Source organism: Pseudoglutamicibacter albus, from assembly GCF_031458175.1.
In the GTDB taxonomy this organism is placed as follows: domain Bacteria; phylum Actinomycetota; class Actinomycetes; order Actinomycetales; family Micrococcaceae; genus Pseudoglutamicibacter; species Pseudoglutamicibacter albus.
On sequence record NZ_JAVDXX010000001.1, the window covers coordinates 2,187,600 to 2,202,757 of the forward strand.

At 58.1% G+C, this 15,158-nt stretch carries 13 protein-coding genes and 3 tRNA genes; 9 read left to right on the plus strand and 7 right to left on the minus strand.

Annotated elements, in window-relative coordinates:
* The first annotated feature begins 38 nt into the window (after positions 1 to 38).
* Positions 39 to 1,349 carry a GNAT family N-acetyltransferase gene (locus J2S67_RS09645; protein ID WP_310248583.1) on the plus strand — a complete coding sequence of 437 codons (1,311 nt, stop codon included), beginning with the start codon at positions 39 to 41 and terminating at the stop codon, positions 1,347 to 1,349.
* Positions 1,350 to 1,447: 98 nt separating this feature from the next.
* A complete protein-coding gene (locus J2S67_RS09650) occupies positions 1,448 to 2,269 on the plus strand; it encodes a spermidine synthase (RefSeq protein WP_310248585.1) in 822 nt (273 codons plus the stop codon).
* A 394-nt stretch (positions 2,270 to 2,663) separates the two neighbouring features.
* On the opposite strand, the gene J2S67_RS09655 is transcribed toward J2S67_RS09650, so the two are convergent.
* The 4 genes from J2S67_RS09655 to J2S67_RS09670 all read right to left on the minus strand — a co-directional run bounded on the left by J2S67_RS09655 (position 2,664) and on the right by J2S67_RS09670 (position 5,921).
* Positions 2,664 to 3,527 carry a PKD domain-containing protein gene (locus tag J2S67_RS09655; RefSeq protein WP_310248587.1) on the minus strand — a complete coding sequence of 288 codons (864 nt, stop codon included), beginning with the start codon at positions 3,525 to 3,527 and terminating at the stop codon, positions 2,664 to 2,666.
* Positions 3,528 to 3,768: 241 nt separating this feature from the next.
* Positions 3,769 to 4,482: a DUF6318 family protein gene (locus tag J2S67_RS09660; RefSeq protein WP_310248589.1), complete on the minus strand. Its 714-nt coding sequence runs from the start codon at positions 4,480 to 4,482 to the stop codon at positions 3,769 to 3,771.
* Positions 4,483 to 4,522: 40 nt separating this feature from the next.
* Positions 4,523 to 5,062: a hypothetical protein gene (locus J2S67_RS09665; protein WP_310248593.1), complete on the minus strand. Its 540-nt coding sequence runs from the start codon at positions 5,060 to 5,062 to the stop codon at positions 4,523 to 4,525.
* A 145-nt stretch (positions 5,063 to 5,207) separates the two neighbouring features.
* Positions 5,208 to 5,921, minus strand: a complete 714-nt coding sequence (locus J2S67_RS09670) for a DUF6318 family protein (RefSeq protein ID WP_310248596.1) — start codon at positions 5,919 to 5,921, stop codon at positions 5,208 to 5,210.
* 79 nt (positions 5,922 to 6,000) lie between these two features.
* Here J2S67_RS09670 and J2S67_RS09675 point away from each other — a divergent pair, with 79 nt between their 5' ends.
* On the plus strand, positions 6,001 to 6,141 hold the full coding sequence (locus J2S67_RS09675) for a hypothetical protein (RefSeq protein WP_156961750.1): 141 nt from the start codon (positions 6,001 to 6,003) through the stop codon (positions 6,139 to 6,141).
* A gap of 286 nt (positions 6,142 to 6,427) precedes the next feature.
* On the opposite strand, the gene J2S67_RS09680 is transcribed toward J2S67_RS09675, so the two are convergent.
* Complete coding sequence (locus tag J2S67_RS09680) at positions 6,428 to 7,873, minus strand: NCS2 family permease (protein ID WP_035754401.1); 1,446 nt, start codon at positions 7,871 to 7,873, stop codon at positions 6,428 to 6,430.
* Positions 7,874 to 8,291: 418 nt separating this feature from the next.
* Here J2S67_RS09680 and J2S67_RS09685 point away from each other — a divergent pair, with 418 nt between their 5' ends.
* Together J2S67_RS09685 and J2S67_RS09690 are read left to right on the plus strand one after the other, a co-directional pair.
* Entirely contained in the window at positions 8,292 to 9,104 is an 813-nt protein-coding gene (locus J2S67_RS09685; protein WP_035754399.1) for an SDR family oxidoreductase, read from the plus strand.
* 397 nt (positions 9,105 to 9,501) lie between these two features.
* Positions 9,502 to 10,626: a universal stress protein gene (locus J2S67_RS09690; RefSeq protein ID WP_310248602.1), complete on the plus strand. Its 1,125-nt coding sequence runs from the start codon at positions 9,502 to 9,504 to the stop codon at positions 10,624 to 10,626.
* Between the two features lie 183 nt (positions 10,627 to 10,809).
* Here the strand turns inward: J2S67_RS09690 and J2S67_RS09695 are convergent, their stop codons facing one another.
* Positions 10,810 to 12,816 (minus strand): C40 family peptidase, encoded by a 2,007-nt coding sequence (locus tag J2S67_RS09695; RefSeq protein ID WP_310248605.1) that lies wholly within the window; start codon positions 12,814 to 12,816, stop codon positions 10,810 to 10,812.
* A gap of 450 nt (positions 12,817 to 13,266) precedes the next feature.
* Between J2S67_RS09695 and nagB the strand changes: the two genes are divergently transcribed.
* On the plus strand, positions 13,267 to 14,058 hold the full coding sequence (gene nagB, locus J2S67_RS09700) for a glucosamine-6-phosphate deaminase (RefSeq protein ID WP_035754395.1): 792 nt from the start codon (positions 13,267 to 13,269) through the stop codon (positions 14,056 to 14,058).
* Between the two features lie 142 nt (positions 14,059 to 14,200).
* Here the strand turns inward: nagB and J2S67_RS09705 are convergent, their stop codons facing one another.
* Positions 14,201 to 14,569, minus strand: coding sequence for a metallopeptidase family protein (locus J2S67_RS09705; protein WP_239445778.1), 369 nt, complete (start codon positions 14,567 to 14,569; stop codon positions 14,201 to 14,203).
* Positions 14,570 to 14,704: 135 nt separating this feature from the next.
* Between J2S67_RS09705 and J2S67_RS09710 the strand changes: the two genes are divergently transcribed.
* The 3 genes from J2S67_RS09710 (at position 14,705) to J2S67_RS09720 (ending at position 15,047) form a co-directional block, all read left to right on the plus strand.
* Positions 14,705 to 14,777 (plus strand) — tRNA-Glu (locus J2S67_RS09710).
* 74 nt (positions 14,778 to 14,851) lie between these two features.
* A tRNA-Asp gene (locus tag J2S67_RS09715) sits at positions 14,852 to 14,925 on the plus strand.
* Positions 14,926 to 14,974: 49 nt separating this feature from the next.
* Positions 14,975 to 15,047: transfer RNA gene (locus tag J2S67_RS09720), tRNA-Phe, on the plus strand.
* The last annotated feature ends 111 nt before the right edge of the window (positions 15,048 to 15,158 follow it).

Genomic DNA, 15,158 nt, shown 5'->3' on the forward strand with positions numbered 1-15,158 from the left:
GCCGGTTCGGGTTCGCATCGTGGTTGTGGGAGGTTTGAGTGACTGACGTTCCTGTTGGGGGTTTCTCTTTTCAGGGGTTGCTGTCTTCGGTCACCCATGAACCTGAGGCGTTGGCTACTATTCGCCGCCAGTTGGAGGCGGAGGGCGATACTCATGCGAGTGCTTCTTTCGGGAAGTTGTTGGCGTTGTTGACGACGTTGACTCGTTCTCGGCGTGTGCTGGATATTGGTGCGGGGCTGGGGTATTCGTCTGGTTGGTTTTTGCAGGCGTTGCCGGCGGATGGGCATTTGCATGCGTTGGAGATTGACCGTGACTGCGCTGCTCGGGCGCGGGAGAATTTGCGTCTGTTGGACCCGGAGGGTGAGGCTTCGGGGCGGTGGACTGTTGATGCGGGGCCTGCGGTTCGTGCGTTGCATCAGTTGACGTGGAATCGTTTGGCTCCGTTTGATGTGGTGTTGATTGATGCTGATCCTGAGTCGGCTGCGACGTATTTGAAGTGGGCTTTGCGGTTGACGACGCCGGGTTCGGTTGTGGTTGTGCGTGGGCTGGATGCGTTGGCGGATGCGGATGTTGAGGATGCGGAACGGGCGTGGGCTGAGGAGTCAGCGTCGTCGGAATCTTTATATGCCGTCACGGGTAAGAAATCAGCCTCGATAGATGCCGCTACTGGAATGTATGGAGCGTTGCAGCTTTTGCGTGATGATCCGCGGTTCGCTTCAACTGCGTTCGGTTGTTTGAGTGAGCAGGTTTCCTCCGGCACGGCGGTCGCCTTGATTACTGCGGCGAGCCCGCCTGCATCGGCTGGCACTGATGTGCGCATCGAGCCTATGACTGCGGAGACAGTCAGGGATGCTTTGCGTGTCAAGAATCAGGGCTGGCGTGACACGTATGACAAGTATTTGGGTGAAGAAGACCTGAATGAGATGGATGCGCGCCTAGATAAGGATGTGGCTGCATGGTCGGCGATGTTGGCGCGCCCAGGTAATCAGTCGCGTTTCGCGGTCGCGCGTACCTCGGATGGTCAGGTGGTTGGTGTGGCGACGGCGGCGCCGATTCTTGATGACCAGGATCGTTTTGAGACGCACGCGAAGTGGCAGCTGTTCACTTGTTACGTGGACAAGGCGTGGCATGGCAGTGGGATTGCGTCGCGGCTGGTGGATTTTGTGGTTGGTGAGGACTCCTGCATTTTGTGGGTTCTGGAGAATAACGCTCGTGCGCGCGCTTTTTATACGAAGCTTGGTTTCGTTGCCGATGGCGCGGTGGAGAATCTGCCGGATGAGTGGTCGGGCGCGCGAGAGATTCGCATGATCCGCAATGTTCCAACGAAGAATTTGACGACGCATTCATGAGCGGGAGCTCAACGCAGCGCGGGGGTGCATCGCGTAGGAAGCGGGGGAGGGCTGCCCGCCGATCACGCTTGCTGCAGGGCGAGAATGAAGCGTCCGATGTGGGCGCTGATGCTCGCACGGATGCTCCGCCGGCAGGGCCGGAGGATCTGCGGGAAGGCCAGTGGCCTGTTTCGACTGGTGAGGTGGCGCTTGAACGTGACCCGTATACACCTGATACGTGGACGGTTTTGGTGAATGGTGTGCCGTCCTCGAGCATCAATCTTTCTGATCCGTTGCACCTGGATTTCGAGTATATGCGTTGGATGGCATTGATTCTGGGCAATGTTTTTGATGCTGAGGCGCGTCTTCGGGTTTTGCATTTGGGTGGTGGGGCTGCGGCATTTCCACGGTATGTGAATGCGGCGTTCCCGAAGTCGCGACAGGTTGTTGTGGAGTTGGATGCCCGGCTAAACGAGCTGGTGCGGGGCTGGTTCGATCTGCCGCGGGCGCCGATGCTGCGGTTGCGTTCGGGGGATGCTTTGGATGTTGTTCCGACGCTGACGGCGGCTAGCCGTGACGTTGTGGTCCGGGATGTTTTCGCGGGAGATGCGACGCCGTCGGGATTCGTTGATGCCGGGTTCGTTGGCGAGGTTGCGAGAGTCTTGGCGCCGGATGGGTTATATCTGTTGAATGTGGGTGATGGCCCGGAACTGGTGAATGTGCGCCGCGAACTCTCAACCCTTAAAGGAACCTTCGGCAACATAATTGCTGTTTCGGATCCCGCGGTATTTAAGGGAAGGCGCAGAGGAAATATCGTGATGGCGGCGTCGAACCAAGGCTTCGGAGATGCGGCGCGCCTTGTTAAAGGATTGCTTTCTGACCCTTTGCCGGCTCAAGTGTTGGCAGGCAACGAGCTGGAGTCACGCTTCGGCGCGAAGTGAAGGTTGCGTTGACGGTCTACGCGGAAATCTGACGACAGGGTTAGGTGACTATAGTCCTCGTAATAGTAGTCCCGCTCGTGTCAAGGACAGTTCCTCAGGATAAGGCGTACTGCAGCGCTTAGTGAGACTCAGCGGTCGATGATGGATGGTGTGATCGTACTCGGGTTCAGATAGCTCGCAGGTTACCTGGTGGATATAGCAGGAGTAGCGTAAACAGCGGCACTGACACATCGCTGGTATTGGTTATTCACCCGAACCCCCAGAGGGTATGTTCAGGGCCGGCCGCGGGAAGCGGCCGGCCCGTTTTGTGTGTTGTGTTGTGGGATTGTGATGCGCGGCGGCTGAGCGGTTATGTGGGGCTCGCGCTTTGGTGGGTGTGTGCCGTTATGTGTGGTTAGCGTGTTTGGCGGGGTTTGAAGATGGTGAAGTCTTGTATCTTGCAGGTCGGGTCATCATTGGGGTTACCTGGTTGGCAGGGACCAGAGACATTGACGGACCTCATACTCCACACCCGTATATCTAGGGGTGTGGCTTGGGTTTCCAATGTGCCGGGGATCGTGTCCCAGGTTTCACCGTTATCCAGGGAGTACTTCCCCGTGTAGGTCACAGTGGCTTCCACCCGGTAGGTTCCTCGTTTCTGGTACATGTGAGAGGTCGGGGTTTCCTTCTCCCACACATCAGCTTTAGTGGGCAGCATTTTCCCCGCGGTTCTAGAAGTGCGTGCCTCGCCGTCGCCGTATTTCCACCGATACTTGATCGGCGTCAGCTCGACGGTGACGTTCTCACCGAGAACGTCGATGGTTTCCCGCACCACACCACCAGCGGCGGCAGTGTCTTTACCGGCTTTGCCGTTCTTGTTGCCGTCGGTGGTCTGTTTGGGGTTGGTGAGGTAGAAGTTGGTCCAGGCGGTGGTGAGGGTGTTGGGTTTGATCGCATCGGTGGTGACTGCTCCGGGGTGGATGTGGATGCGTTTGGTTTCGGTCTCGATGAGTGTTCGGATTTCGGTGATGGTCAGCGGGGCCTGCTCAGGTGGGGCATCGTTCTTAGATGGTTTGCTTTTGGCGCGGCAGGCGAGTTGTGTGGTGGCGGTGTTGGTGGTGTAGAGCAGGTCGTCGCGTTGACCGCATTCATCGACGGCTCGTCGGGTGCAGGCTTGGGTTTTAGCCGCGTTACGAGCTTTAGAGTCCACCATCTCGGCTACGTGCAGGTCACTACCAGCAACCTTGGTGGAACCGGTCACAGCCCCGGAGCGATCCAACGCGCCCGGGGTACAAGCTGGATCCCACAACAAACGCTTCCCAAAAAACTTAGGAACAGCCGCCGGCGTGTGGTTAGCAGGACTCTTAGAACTCGTCGTGTGTTTCTCGACGCTCTCTGTATGGGCGACTTCGATTCCATCTTGGATGGGTGCAACATTCACCGCTGAAGATCGCGGAACATACAAGCTCTGTGAAAAGAACAAGAAAAGAGTCAGAAGGAGAACGTAAAAGTACCTCGTCTTAGTCAGCATAGTTGTAGAACCCCTTGACTACCCACTTGTCTTCGCGCCATTCCAACGCAACGAATCCGTTGGGTTGCTTAGTCGCAGGGACAGTCTGGACGGGCTTTGTACTGTTCTTTGTGTAGACGAGAATCTTGTCGTTACTAGCGTGAGTTGTGACTCTGTACTCAGCATCGGACGATTGGCGCGGTTCGGGCCTCAGGTGCTCCAGGCGTATCTTGCCCCCAACAACCCAAGTCTTAGTTTTTCGAAGGTTATCCGCGCTAGTTTTGATCTTTTTACAATACTTACACTTCGCGCCATTCATTTCTTGGAAAAGTGGAGTTGGTTGTCGGGACTCCATCGCATAGTTGACTTCCTTGACCCAGTGCTCAACGAAAGCAATCTGCCCCGCTTTGCTTTCTTCTTTCGCTACCTCAGGCAAGGGTCCTGGGACAGGCACGTTCTGAGCTGGTCGTTTCGGGGTGGCCGGTTTATATGGCCCCGTCGGTGACGGACTCGCGGAAGGCTTCACACTCGCAGATTCTTTGCCGCTACCGGAAACGTTTTCGTCTTTGGCTTCCTCATCGCTCTGCCTTTCAGACGATGACTCGGTAGCTGCAGTAGCAGCTTCGGCGGGCTTCGCATCGTCCTTGGTGCCGCAGGCAGCCAGACCGGAAATCAGAGCGAGTGTCAGTACGGTGGCGGTGGCTCCTCGTTTCAGGTTTAGCATGACGGTGCCTCATTTCGTCCGTGTCGTGTTGTGGTGGGGGTTAGCGTGTTTGGCGGGGTTTGAAGATGGTGAAGTCTTGTATCTTGCAGGTCGGGTCATCATTGGGGTTGCCTGGTTGGCAGGGACCGGAGACGTTGACTGACCTCATACTCCAAACCCGTATATCCAAGGGCGTAGCTTGGGTTTCCAAGGTTCCTGGGATGGTGTCCCAGGTTTCACCGTTATCCAGGGAGTACTTCCCGGCATAGGTCACGGTCGCCTCAACCCGGAAGGTTCCTCGTTTCTGGTACATGTGTGAGGTGGAGGTTTCTTTCTCCCACACATCAGCGCGGGTAGGCAGCATCTTTCCTGTGGTTCTAGAAGTGCAGGCCTGGGTTTTAGCCGCGTTACGAGCTTTCAGGTCCACCATCTCGGCTACGTGCAGGTCACTACCAGCGGCCTTGGTGGAAGCGGTCACAGCCCCGGACCGGTCCAACGCAGAAGCGGTACAAGCCTGGCTCCACAACAAACGCTTCCCAAAAAACTTAGGAGCAGCCGCCGGCGCATGAGAGGGCGCCCCAGGCAGGGATTCTGCGTGCATTTTCGATGTCTTCTCCTCAACGTCCCGCTTTGAGAATGATGATTCAACCGATTTTGAGTCTTGGTCGAAGCCAACATCAGGCGCGGCAGAGGCATATCCTGGCGCTAGTAGTAGCGGAAGGACACAGAACAAGACGATATTCCGCTTAATTCGCACTGTGGTAGATCCCTTCAAACCGCCATTGCCCGTCGATTCTGCGCAGTTCCACGAAGGCATCGTCCACCGTGCCTCCGGAGATATCCTCAAAAGGCTTCAGCTTCCCGGGAAAATACCGTTTACGCGGCTTTTCAATGACGGAGAGGTGAACTTCGTAGATGCCGTTGTCGAGTTTCTTCAGGTTGGGGTGAATCTTTTTTGGATTCAACTCACCGCCGATGTTCCAGGACCCGTCTTTCTCCATCATTTTCCTGACCCTTTGAACCATCTTGCAGTAGATGCAAGATTTATTGGTCATTTCCCAGAACTCGAGCCGTAGCTTGTTGGTTTCCAGTCCGTAGTTGAATTCTTTGAACCAGTGCTCGATGAACGCGACTTGCCCAGCTTTGCTTTCTTCCTTCGCTACCTCCGGTAGTGGTCCAGGGACAGGCACGTTCTGTGCTGGGCGTTTCGGGGTTGCTGGCTTATAGGGGCCCTTCGGCGACGGACTCGCGGAAGGTTTAGATTTCGCGGGGCTCTTGTCCGTGTCGCTTTCGGACGTGTTCTTATTCTTGGCTTCCTTATCACTCGGCCTTGCAGACGGCGAGACTGAAGTAGCAGCTTCGGCGGGCTTCGCATCGTCATTGGTGTCGCAGGCAGCCAGACCGGAAACAAGCGTGAACGTCAGGGCTGCGGCGATAGCGCTGCGTTTTAGATCTGTCATGGTGTCGCCCCTTAGGCATGTGTTTCTGTTTAGAACCTAAGGTAGCGAAGCGCATCAAAAAGCACCATAGACAAACGAAATGAAATTTATCTTTCACGTTTCGGATGCGAGCAGATTCCTCAAAGTCCCGCATAAACACAGGGCAATTGAATCTTCAGAAATCGAGTTCGCACCCAACCTTCTGTCCGGTATCCCGGAAACCATCGAGCGTCACCGCTAGCCACAAACACAAAACAAGGCCATCAACACAGGTGTAAGCCAGCTCATAGCAGTGCAAGATCGAGGTCGCCACCGTATGGCAACGCGAAAGCGGGGCCGTTGCGACCAGTTCACACTGGCTGCAACAGCCCCGCCCACTTATTCAGGCTAACTTCCTGACCGGCATCGTCCCTGACCGGCCTCGCCCGTGCCCGGCCTAGTCTCTCCCGGCCAAACCAGCCTGACCTGGCCAGCCCCGGCCCCGTCGGTATTATTTCTACAATTTTTGTGCCGAAGGTTGGGTTTGGTTAGGCGGAGGCGCCCGTCCAGCCGTCTACTAGCCCCATGCCGAAGAACACGAGGAAGAACCCGGCGACGACCCACATGAGTGGGTGGATGTCTTTGATGCGGCCTTGGACGAGGCGCACGAACACGTATGCGATGAAGCCTGCGCCGATGCCGTCTGCGATGGAGTAGGTGAACGGCATCATCAGGATCGTGAGGAACGCTGGTAGTGCGATGCCGATGTCGTCCCAGTCGATGTTGGTGACTTGGCTCATCATGAGGAACCCGACGGTCACGAGGGCCGGAGCTACGGCTTCGAATGGCACGAATTGCACGAGCGGGGTCAGGAACATCGCGAGCAGGAACAGCACACCGGTGACGATGGCCGCGATACCTGTGCGCGCACCTTCAGCAATACCGGCGGAGGATTCGACGAAGATCTGGTTGGAGGAAACGCCCGCGCCACCACCGGCGACGGCGCCTGCCGCGTCGACGAGAAGCACGCGGTCCACGTTCTCTATGTGCCCGTCTTTGTCGATGGTGCCGGCGGCGGTCGCGAGGCCGACCATGGTGCCCATCGCGTCGAAGAAGATGGAGAGCAGGATCACGAACACCAGCAGGATCGCGGCGACCGCGCCGATGGACGACGGGGTGAACGCTTCTACAACGTTTGCTTGGCCGATGAGGGAGAGGTCAGGTAGCTGCCACGTGAAGTTCTGGCCTGGGACGACGAGCGCCCACCCTGTTGGGTTGTCTTCGCCGCCGGCGCCGATTTTGAGGGTTGCTTGCAGGATGTTCGCGAGGATCGCGGAGGCGATGATGCCGATGAGGATGGCGCCGCGGACTTTGCGGACCATGAGGGCGATGGTGAGGAACAGCCCGAAGAGGAAGACGAGGGTTGGCCAGCCGACGAGTCGGCCGTTGATGCCAAGCGTTACGACGGTGCCTGGGCCGGCGCGTACGAAGCCTGCGTTGACGAGGCCGATCAGCGTGATGAAGGCGCCGATACCTACCACGATGGCGGTTTTAAGCCCTGCGGGGACGGCGTTGAAGACCGCTGTTCGGAACCCTGTGAGGACGAGGATGAACATGATGGTACCGGCGATGACGACCAGGCCCATCATTGCTTGCCATGAGAGTCCGGGGTTGGTTGCGACGGTGACGGCTACGAGCGCGTTGACGCCGAGGCCTGTTGCGAGGGCGAAGGGTTGTTTCGCCCAGAGGCCCATGACGATTGAGAGGAGGCCGCCTACGAATGCGGTTGCGGCTGCGACTCGGGCGATGCCGAGTTCGTAGCCGTTGGTGTCGGCGCCTTGGAGGATGAGCGGGTTGAGGACGACGATGTAGCTCATCGCGAAGAATGTTGCGAAACCGCCGCGGATTTCGCGGCCGAGTGTTGAGCCCCGTTCGGTGAGCTTGAAGTATGTGCTGAGCCCACTGGTGGCTTGATTGGTGCGTGCTGATGACATGTTGTGAATTCTACTGTTTGCGCGGGCGCGTGTGGGGCTTGATGTCGCGGGTTTGCGTGGTGTTGGTGGTTCCTTTGGGTTGGTTGCGTCCGATGCGGGGCGGGCTTGGTATGGATGTAGGGCCACTCAGGTGAATGGAATTAGTCTCGCTCATTATTCAATTTAGTGTTGATTATGTAGTGATTTCTTCAATGATTTGTCTGTGTATATTTCGGCTCCTTGGGGAGTGAGATCTTCGCTGAGCAGGCGCGGTGCCATAGGCTTCTTTATGGCTTGCATTGCGGTACATGACCTGCTACAGACTCGTGGCCTGATGGACGCTATTTCGTCACTTTGTTTTCTCTATATTCTCTATACCCGGCTGGTATCATTAAAGCGTTACATCAATCCACGAATCGCAAGAAAAGGGTGGAGTTCAATGGCTCGAGTTATTGTCGTAACAGGTGCTGGGTCTGGGATCGGTAAAGCCACTGCGGATCTTCTGAAACAGCGTGGCGAAACCGTGATCGGCGTCGATTTGAAGGGTGCTGACCTCGAAGTTGACCTAAGCAACGCAGAGTCGCTGCAGGCCATGGTCGACAAGATCAGCGAGGAACACGGCCATATTGATGCGATTGTCGCCAACGCAGGTACCGCATCGCAGACTCCGCTCGACGTCAAAGTGAACTTCTTTGGGGCTATTGACACGATTGAATCGCTCAAGCCTCTGCTTGAGAAGTCGGAGAACCCACGCGTAGCTGTTACCGCGTCGGCTGCTTCCCTCCAGCCAACTGATACCAACCTTGTGAACCTGCTGCTGGAGGGCAAGCGTGAAGAAGCCGTCGAGTACGGCGCTGCGCTCGCTGAGAAGAGCCAGGAGATCGGTTACGCGAACTATTCGGCATCGAAGCGTGCCATCGCGACCTGGGTCCGTAAGGTCGCACCGACCGAGGAATATGCCGGCAAAGGCATTGCAATCAACGCGGTAGGCCCAGGTGTTGTGGAAACCCCGATGACCAAGGACCTTCTGGCAACCGAGGAAGGCCGCAAGGCTGTGCTGGGCGTCATGCCGGCTCCGCTGAACGGTGCTGTCAAGCCGGAAGCGGTTGCTGAAGTGCTCGCGTTCCTCGTATCTGAAGGTAACCGTTCGATGGCCGGCCAGATCATTTACGTGGACGGCGGCTTCGACAGCTTGGATCAGGGCCGCGGCGCGGACCTCTGGCATGCCCCGAAGCGCATGGACGAAGTATAAAGCCATCGGAATATAAGGCGTCTAAGCCTGCGCCGCAGTGAGGCTGACGTGCTTCATCTGTCTCGCTGTTGCCGGCGCCGTTGTCGCCGGCCGCGGACTTTAGGTGGCAGTTGCCGGCGGCCGCGAATATAGTGGCCAGCGCATCGTCAGTGTCGGGGAGCATCAGTTGTTCCCCGGCACTGTGTCGTTAACAGCAAGTCTTTAACAGCATCGCGCGTAAGCCGTGACCAGCATCGCGCGCATCCCCCACACCACCCGCCCCAACTTAATCTTTAGCATCGTGAGTGTTGTTATTAATCTCGGATTTTTATTCAATGGATTCTCCCCGTGAGGTGCGTTTGGCCTGTACGGTGGAGGTAAAGCGTGCAAAGCGCAATGAATCTGTAGGAGTTTCACCATGACCGATACCCCAGAGAACACCCCAACCCCGAACACCGGTGAACCGAACGTTGATACGTCGGCCTTGGATTTGGCTGCGATCCGTCTGGAGGCCCGGAAGCAGGAGGACAGCCGCAACCGTGAGGAGGCGCAGAAGAAAAACACGCCTGGCGCTGGAGCTGTAGTGGTGGGTGTCGATGGTTCCGAGCAGTCGCTGGAGGCCCTTGCGTGGGCGGCGGCTGAAGGTGGGCGTCGTGATCTGCCTGTTGAGGCCGTGATGTCCTACACGATCCCAACGTTCGTTGCTACCGCGATGGATGCCGGCTATTCGGCTTTGGATGATGAGACGTTGCGTTCCGGCGCGGAGACGGTTTTGCGTGAGGCGCTTGCGGATCTGGATCGGCGCCGTCGTGAGAACCCGGAGATGCCATTCGCTCCGGCTGACCGTGTGCGTGCGTATGTTGAGACGGGCGACGCGGCGGGCACTTTGCTGGAGTATTCGCAGCACGCCGAGATGGTTGTGATGGGAGCCCGCGGCCGTGGCGGTTTCTTTGGCCGTATTTTGGGTTCGGTTGCTTCGGCTGTTCCACCGCACGCGCATTGCGCGACCGTTGTGGTTCCGAAGGGTTCGTTGGCTCGTAAGGAGGCATCGGACACGGTGGTGGTTGGTGTCGATGGTTCGACGGCGGCTCGCTTGGCGATGTTGGATGCGGCTCAGGAGGCTGTGGCTCGCGGGTGTGAGTTGAAGGTTGTGTGGGCTTTGCCGCCGCTTTCGGGCACCCAGATGTGGGCGGCATCTGCGATGGACCAGCAGTCGGTGGTCCGCGAGATGAATACGCAGCTTTCTGCAGCGGCTGATTGGTTGCGTCACCACTTTGATGGTTTGCTTGTTTCGACTGCTGTTGTTGAGGGTGTGCCTGCGCAGGTTTTGATTGAGGAATCGAAGCGGGCACGCTTGCTGATTACGGGTACGCGTGGTCGTGGCGGTTTCGCGGGCATGCTGTTGGGTTCCACATCGCAGTCGGTTTTGAACCATGCGAAGTGCCCGGTTCTTGTGGTTCCTGCGCGTAAGGATGAGCGTATCGAGAACCGTGGCGAGTTCGGCCCGATGCCGCAGGAAGAAGCCGAAGGCGAAAAGAAGTAGCCGCGCGTTCGCGGGCGGTTGCGTGGCTTCTGAAGCCGCGGTTCTGTAGCGGTCTTCTATAACAGTAGCGGGGCCTGGTCATGCCGGTGGCATGGTCAGGCCCTGTTGCTTTTTAAAACCTTTGGCATCGTGAGTGCTGAAACTATTTCAGCACTCACGATGCCAAAGGTGAGTTAGCGGGGCTTAGTAGCGGGCCGCTAGCGGGTAGATGTTGTTGACGTAGCTGATTGGGGTTACGCCGATGCCGGCGCGCGGGTTGCGTGCGTGGACTACTTGTCCGTTGCCGACGTAGATCGCTACGTGGTAGATGCCGGACGGTGCGCCGTTGTTGGAGGAGAACACGAGGTCTCCGACCTGCAGGTTCTTGAGGCTGACTTGCTGCGGCGCCCCGGTGAACTGTGCGCTCGCTACGCGCTGGGTGGAGATCCCGGACTGGCGGAATGCGTTCTGCACGAAGGACGAGCAGTCGAAGTAGCGTGGGCCGTTCGCCCCGAACACGTAGCCGTATCCCTGCGAGCCTGCGATGTTGAGTGCCCAGTTGAGGGCGGCCTGCTTACCGGCGCCTGCACGCGCAGCTTGCTTCTTCTTCGCAGCGGCTTTCTTGGCTTGCGCCTTCTGAGCGGCAGCCTTCTTGGCGGCGGCCTTCTGCTGGGCGGCTCGCTGCTGAGCCGCCTTCTTAGCGGCTTGTTCCTTGGCTTTCTTCGCGGCAGCTTGCTTTGCGGCGGCCTTGCGGGCTTCTTCAGCTTTTTTGGCTGCGGCACGCTGCTCGGCTGCGCGCTTTTCTGCAGCCTTCCGGTCAGCTTCGGCACGAGCTGCTTCTTGCTTGGCCTTCTGTTCAGCGGCCTTGCGGGCCTCTTCGGCCTTCTTCGCGGCAGCCTCACGCTCAGCGGCTTCACGCTCGAGGCGTTCGCGCTCTGCCTTCTTCGCTTCTTCAGCCTTGCGCTGGGCTTCTTCCTGCGCCTTGCGGGCCTCTTCAGCCTTCTTGGCGGCTTCGGCTTGCTCAGCTTCAAGCTGCTTACGCTTCTCTTCTGCCTGGCGTTGCTTCTCGGCCTGTTCGGCAGCTTCGCGTTCGGCAGCGGCGCGGGCGGCTTCTTCTTCGGCCTTGCGTTGGGATTCTGCTAGTTCTTCATCGCCTGGCCCGGCAGGAGCTTCAGATTCCGACGGGGTAGCGGCTTCTTCTGTACCGTCACTGTCAGCATCGGAGGCAGCGCCATCATCGCTAGCGCCGGCATCGGCGGCTTGGGTGCCAGTATCGCCGGTGTCCCGGACGCTGGCGGGGCGTTCGATGCCGTCAACGGTGGTGTTTGCCTGTTCAGCGGCCTCGCGTTCAGCTTCAGCGCGGGCGGCTTCGGCTTGGGCGCGGGCTTCTTCTTCACGCTGTGCTGCCTGGGCGGCTTCGAATTCGCGCTGGAGGCGTTCGTCTTCCCGCTTCTGGAACGCCTTGGCTTCTTTCGCGCGGGTGGTCCCGTTGAGGTCTGCGAGGCGGTCAAGCAGCTCGTTCTGGTCCGCGGTGGTTTCTAGGACGGTGACGCGGGTTTCCGCTGCGACCTTCTGCGCCTTCGTTTCGGCTTCGGTCTGTTCGCCGAGCGCCTTCTCGGCGGCGCGAGCGGTGGCTTGCGCGTAGGCGTCCCATTGCTTGGCTAGCTCGGTCGCGTTGCGGGCGGTAGCGAGGTCGCGGGCGCGGGCGTCGGAGAGGTGACGTAGCGCGTCGGAGCGGTTCAGGATCTCCTGCGGGTTCTCTGCGGCCAGCAGCTCCCCTGGGTCTACGTTGAGGCCGCCGTTGCGGTAGGTCTCAGAGGCGATGCGGCCGAGGTCTTTACCTGCACGCTGTTCGGCTTCGCGTGCGGCTTCGAGTTCGCGCTTGGCCTCAGCGGCTTCTTCGCTCTTGCGTACTGCGCGCTGCTGTGCGGCGCTGAGAGCGTCCCAGGCGAGTTGTGCGTTGGCCTGGGCGGTGTTGAGGTTCAGCGACGTCTGTGTCAGTTGCGTCTCGAGGGTGTGCCGCATGTCCTTGGCGGCAGTGGGGTTGAGTTTTGCGGTTTTGACTTCGTGCGCGGACGGTACGCTGGCGCGCTGTTTTTGCACAGGCTTTGTGGTGGGGGCGCCAGGGAACGCGGATGCGGTGCCGACGAAGGTGGTTGCGGTGATCGCTACGGCGGTGACCGCTGCGGCAAGGCGGAATCGCTGTGCCATGTAAGAAGTCCTTTTGTCCGGGAAAGCTCTAAATGGACTGAATAGTGAAGCTCGTTTGTCACAGGAAAATCACAATTCAGCAAAGGTCTCCAAGACACTTTACGAAACTTCCATCACGTTGGCAACACTAAGAACATAATCCCCACTATTCACATGAGTCACATGAGTAACATCCGTCCCATGTTTTCATCTTTGGCAACGTAATTGCTGTTATTCGTCGAGGCAGCGGGTGGGTGACTTTCGTGCCCGTGTTGCCGCCGTAACGTTTCCGTAACCTCGTTGCGAGGCTGGTGCTTCTCCGCCGCGGATCACGCGGCAGCGTGGCCAATAGCAGCACTGTTGATGCCGAAGGTTTAGCTAGGGGAGGGGCGGGTGCAATCTGGGGCGTTCCTTCGAGTAACGAAAAGGAATGTGTGCAACGGTGGTGCAGTGGGCGCTTAGAGTAGACGTATGGACGTGATCATCTCTAAGACAAGAACAGACGCTGAGAAAAAGGCTGGCGCCGCCGTTGTTGACGCCATCCGCCGTAAGCCAGATTTGGTTCTGGGTTTGGCCACCGGCTCTTCGCCGATCGGTATTTACAACTATGTCGCGGAACATATTCGCGACCACGGGTTGGATGTTTCGAAGATCACGTGTTTCGCTTTGGACGAGTACATCGGGCTAGAGCCGACCCACCCGGAGTCGTATCACGCTGTTTTGAAGAAGTACGTGATTGATCAGTGGGGTTTGCGGCCAGAGCAGGTTTTTGTGCCGAACGGTATGGCTGAAGATCCGCGCGCTGAGGCCGATAATTACGAGGCCGAGATGGCTAAGCGTGGTTTCGCTGACCTTCAGATTGTCGGCATTGGCAGCAACGGCCATATTGGTTTCAATGAGCCGGGTTCGGCGCTGGGTTCGCGTACTCGTGTCAAGACGTTGCATCCGCAGACGCGACAGGATAATTCCCGGTTCTTCGATAACGATATTGACGCGGTACCGGTCCACTGCATCACGCAGGGTATCGGCACTGTTATGGACGCGGACCGCGTGCTCATGATCGCGACGGGTGCGGCTAAGGCTGTTGCGGTTGCGGGCATGGTTGAGGGGCCTGTGGCTGCGATGGTCCCGGCGTCGGCTCTTCAGTTCCATCGCCGCTGTGATGTTTATGTCGATGCGGTGGCTGGTGCTGCGTTGAAGGCGCGTGATTACTATGATTTCGTTTCCGAGAATGAGGACGCGATTCCGAGCCCGCGCCGCTGAATCTACATAATCCGCTACTCCCTTTTTCATCTTCGGCATCGTGTGTGCTGTTATTTCGGTCGTGGAATAACAGCACACACGATGCCGAAGGTTTTAATCAGGGAGGTTTAGGCGGGCGGGGCCGCCTGTGTTGCTGGGGCTTTTAGCCCCACCCGAGTTCGTGGAGCTCGGCTTCGCTGAATCCGAGGTGGTGTCCGATCTCGTGAACGAACGTGATGTGGAGTTCCCGGACGATGTCCGTCCAGTTTGAGCATGTCTCTTCGAATGTGTTCTTGAATAGGACGATGCGGTCCGGGAGTTGCCCTATTTCGTTTTCGCCGCGTTCGGTGAGTGGGGTGCCGTCGTAGTAGCCGAAGGTGAGGCCGTGGGGATCCTCACTCAGTTCCGGTTCGGGGGTGTCTTCGATGAAGATCTGGATGTTGTTCATCGCGCGCGTCAACTCTTCCGGGAGCTGCTCGTAGACGGAGTGCGCGGCGTACTCGAAAGCTTCGTTGGTGACACGGAAAGCCATGTTTCCACCATAAGCAACGCAGGCTGGCTGGCCGATTAAACCCCGGATTTCCGCGGTTCTAGGTTAAATCTTGTGCTCGATTAGTCTACGTGGCGTTTATGCACTACACTGGTATCTCGGTGCACAACGCACTAGGCCCCCATCGTCTAGCGGCCTAGGACACCGCCCTTTCACGGCGGCGGCACGGGTTCGAATCCCGTTGGGGGTACGTTCAAAACTTTGGATTTGGACTGCAGGATAAGTCCTGATAGAGTTTTGACCTTGTGAGCGTATTCGCTTCACGGCCCTGTAGCGCAGTTGGTTAGCGCGCCGCCCTGTCACGGCGGAGGTCGCGGGTTCAAGTCCCGTCAGGGTCGCAAGATCTTCGAAAGAAGTATCTGAACGGCCATCGCAAGATGGCCGTTCGGCTCTGTAGCTCAGTTGGTAGAGCGTTCGACTGAAAATCGAAAGGTCACCGGATCGACGCCGGTCGGAGCCACGTCCGAAACCCCCACCCCGCGTGGGGGTTTCTTTTTGTCTGCTGCCTTACCGGCCTAGGCTGCTACCTACGATGCGGGTTAAGGGTCAAAATGTGTGTCTGGTTTGGGTG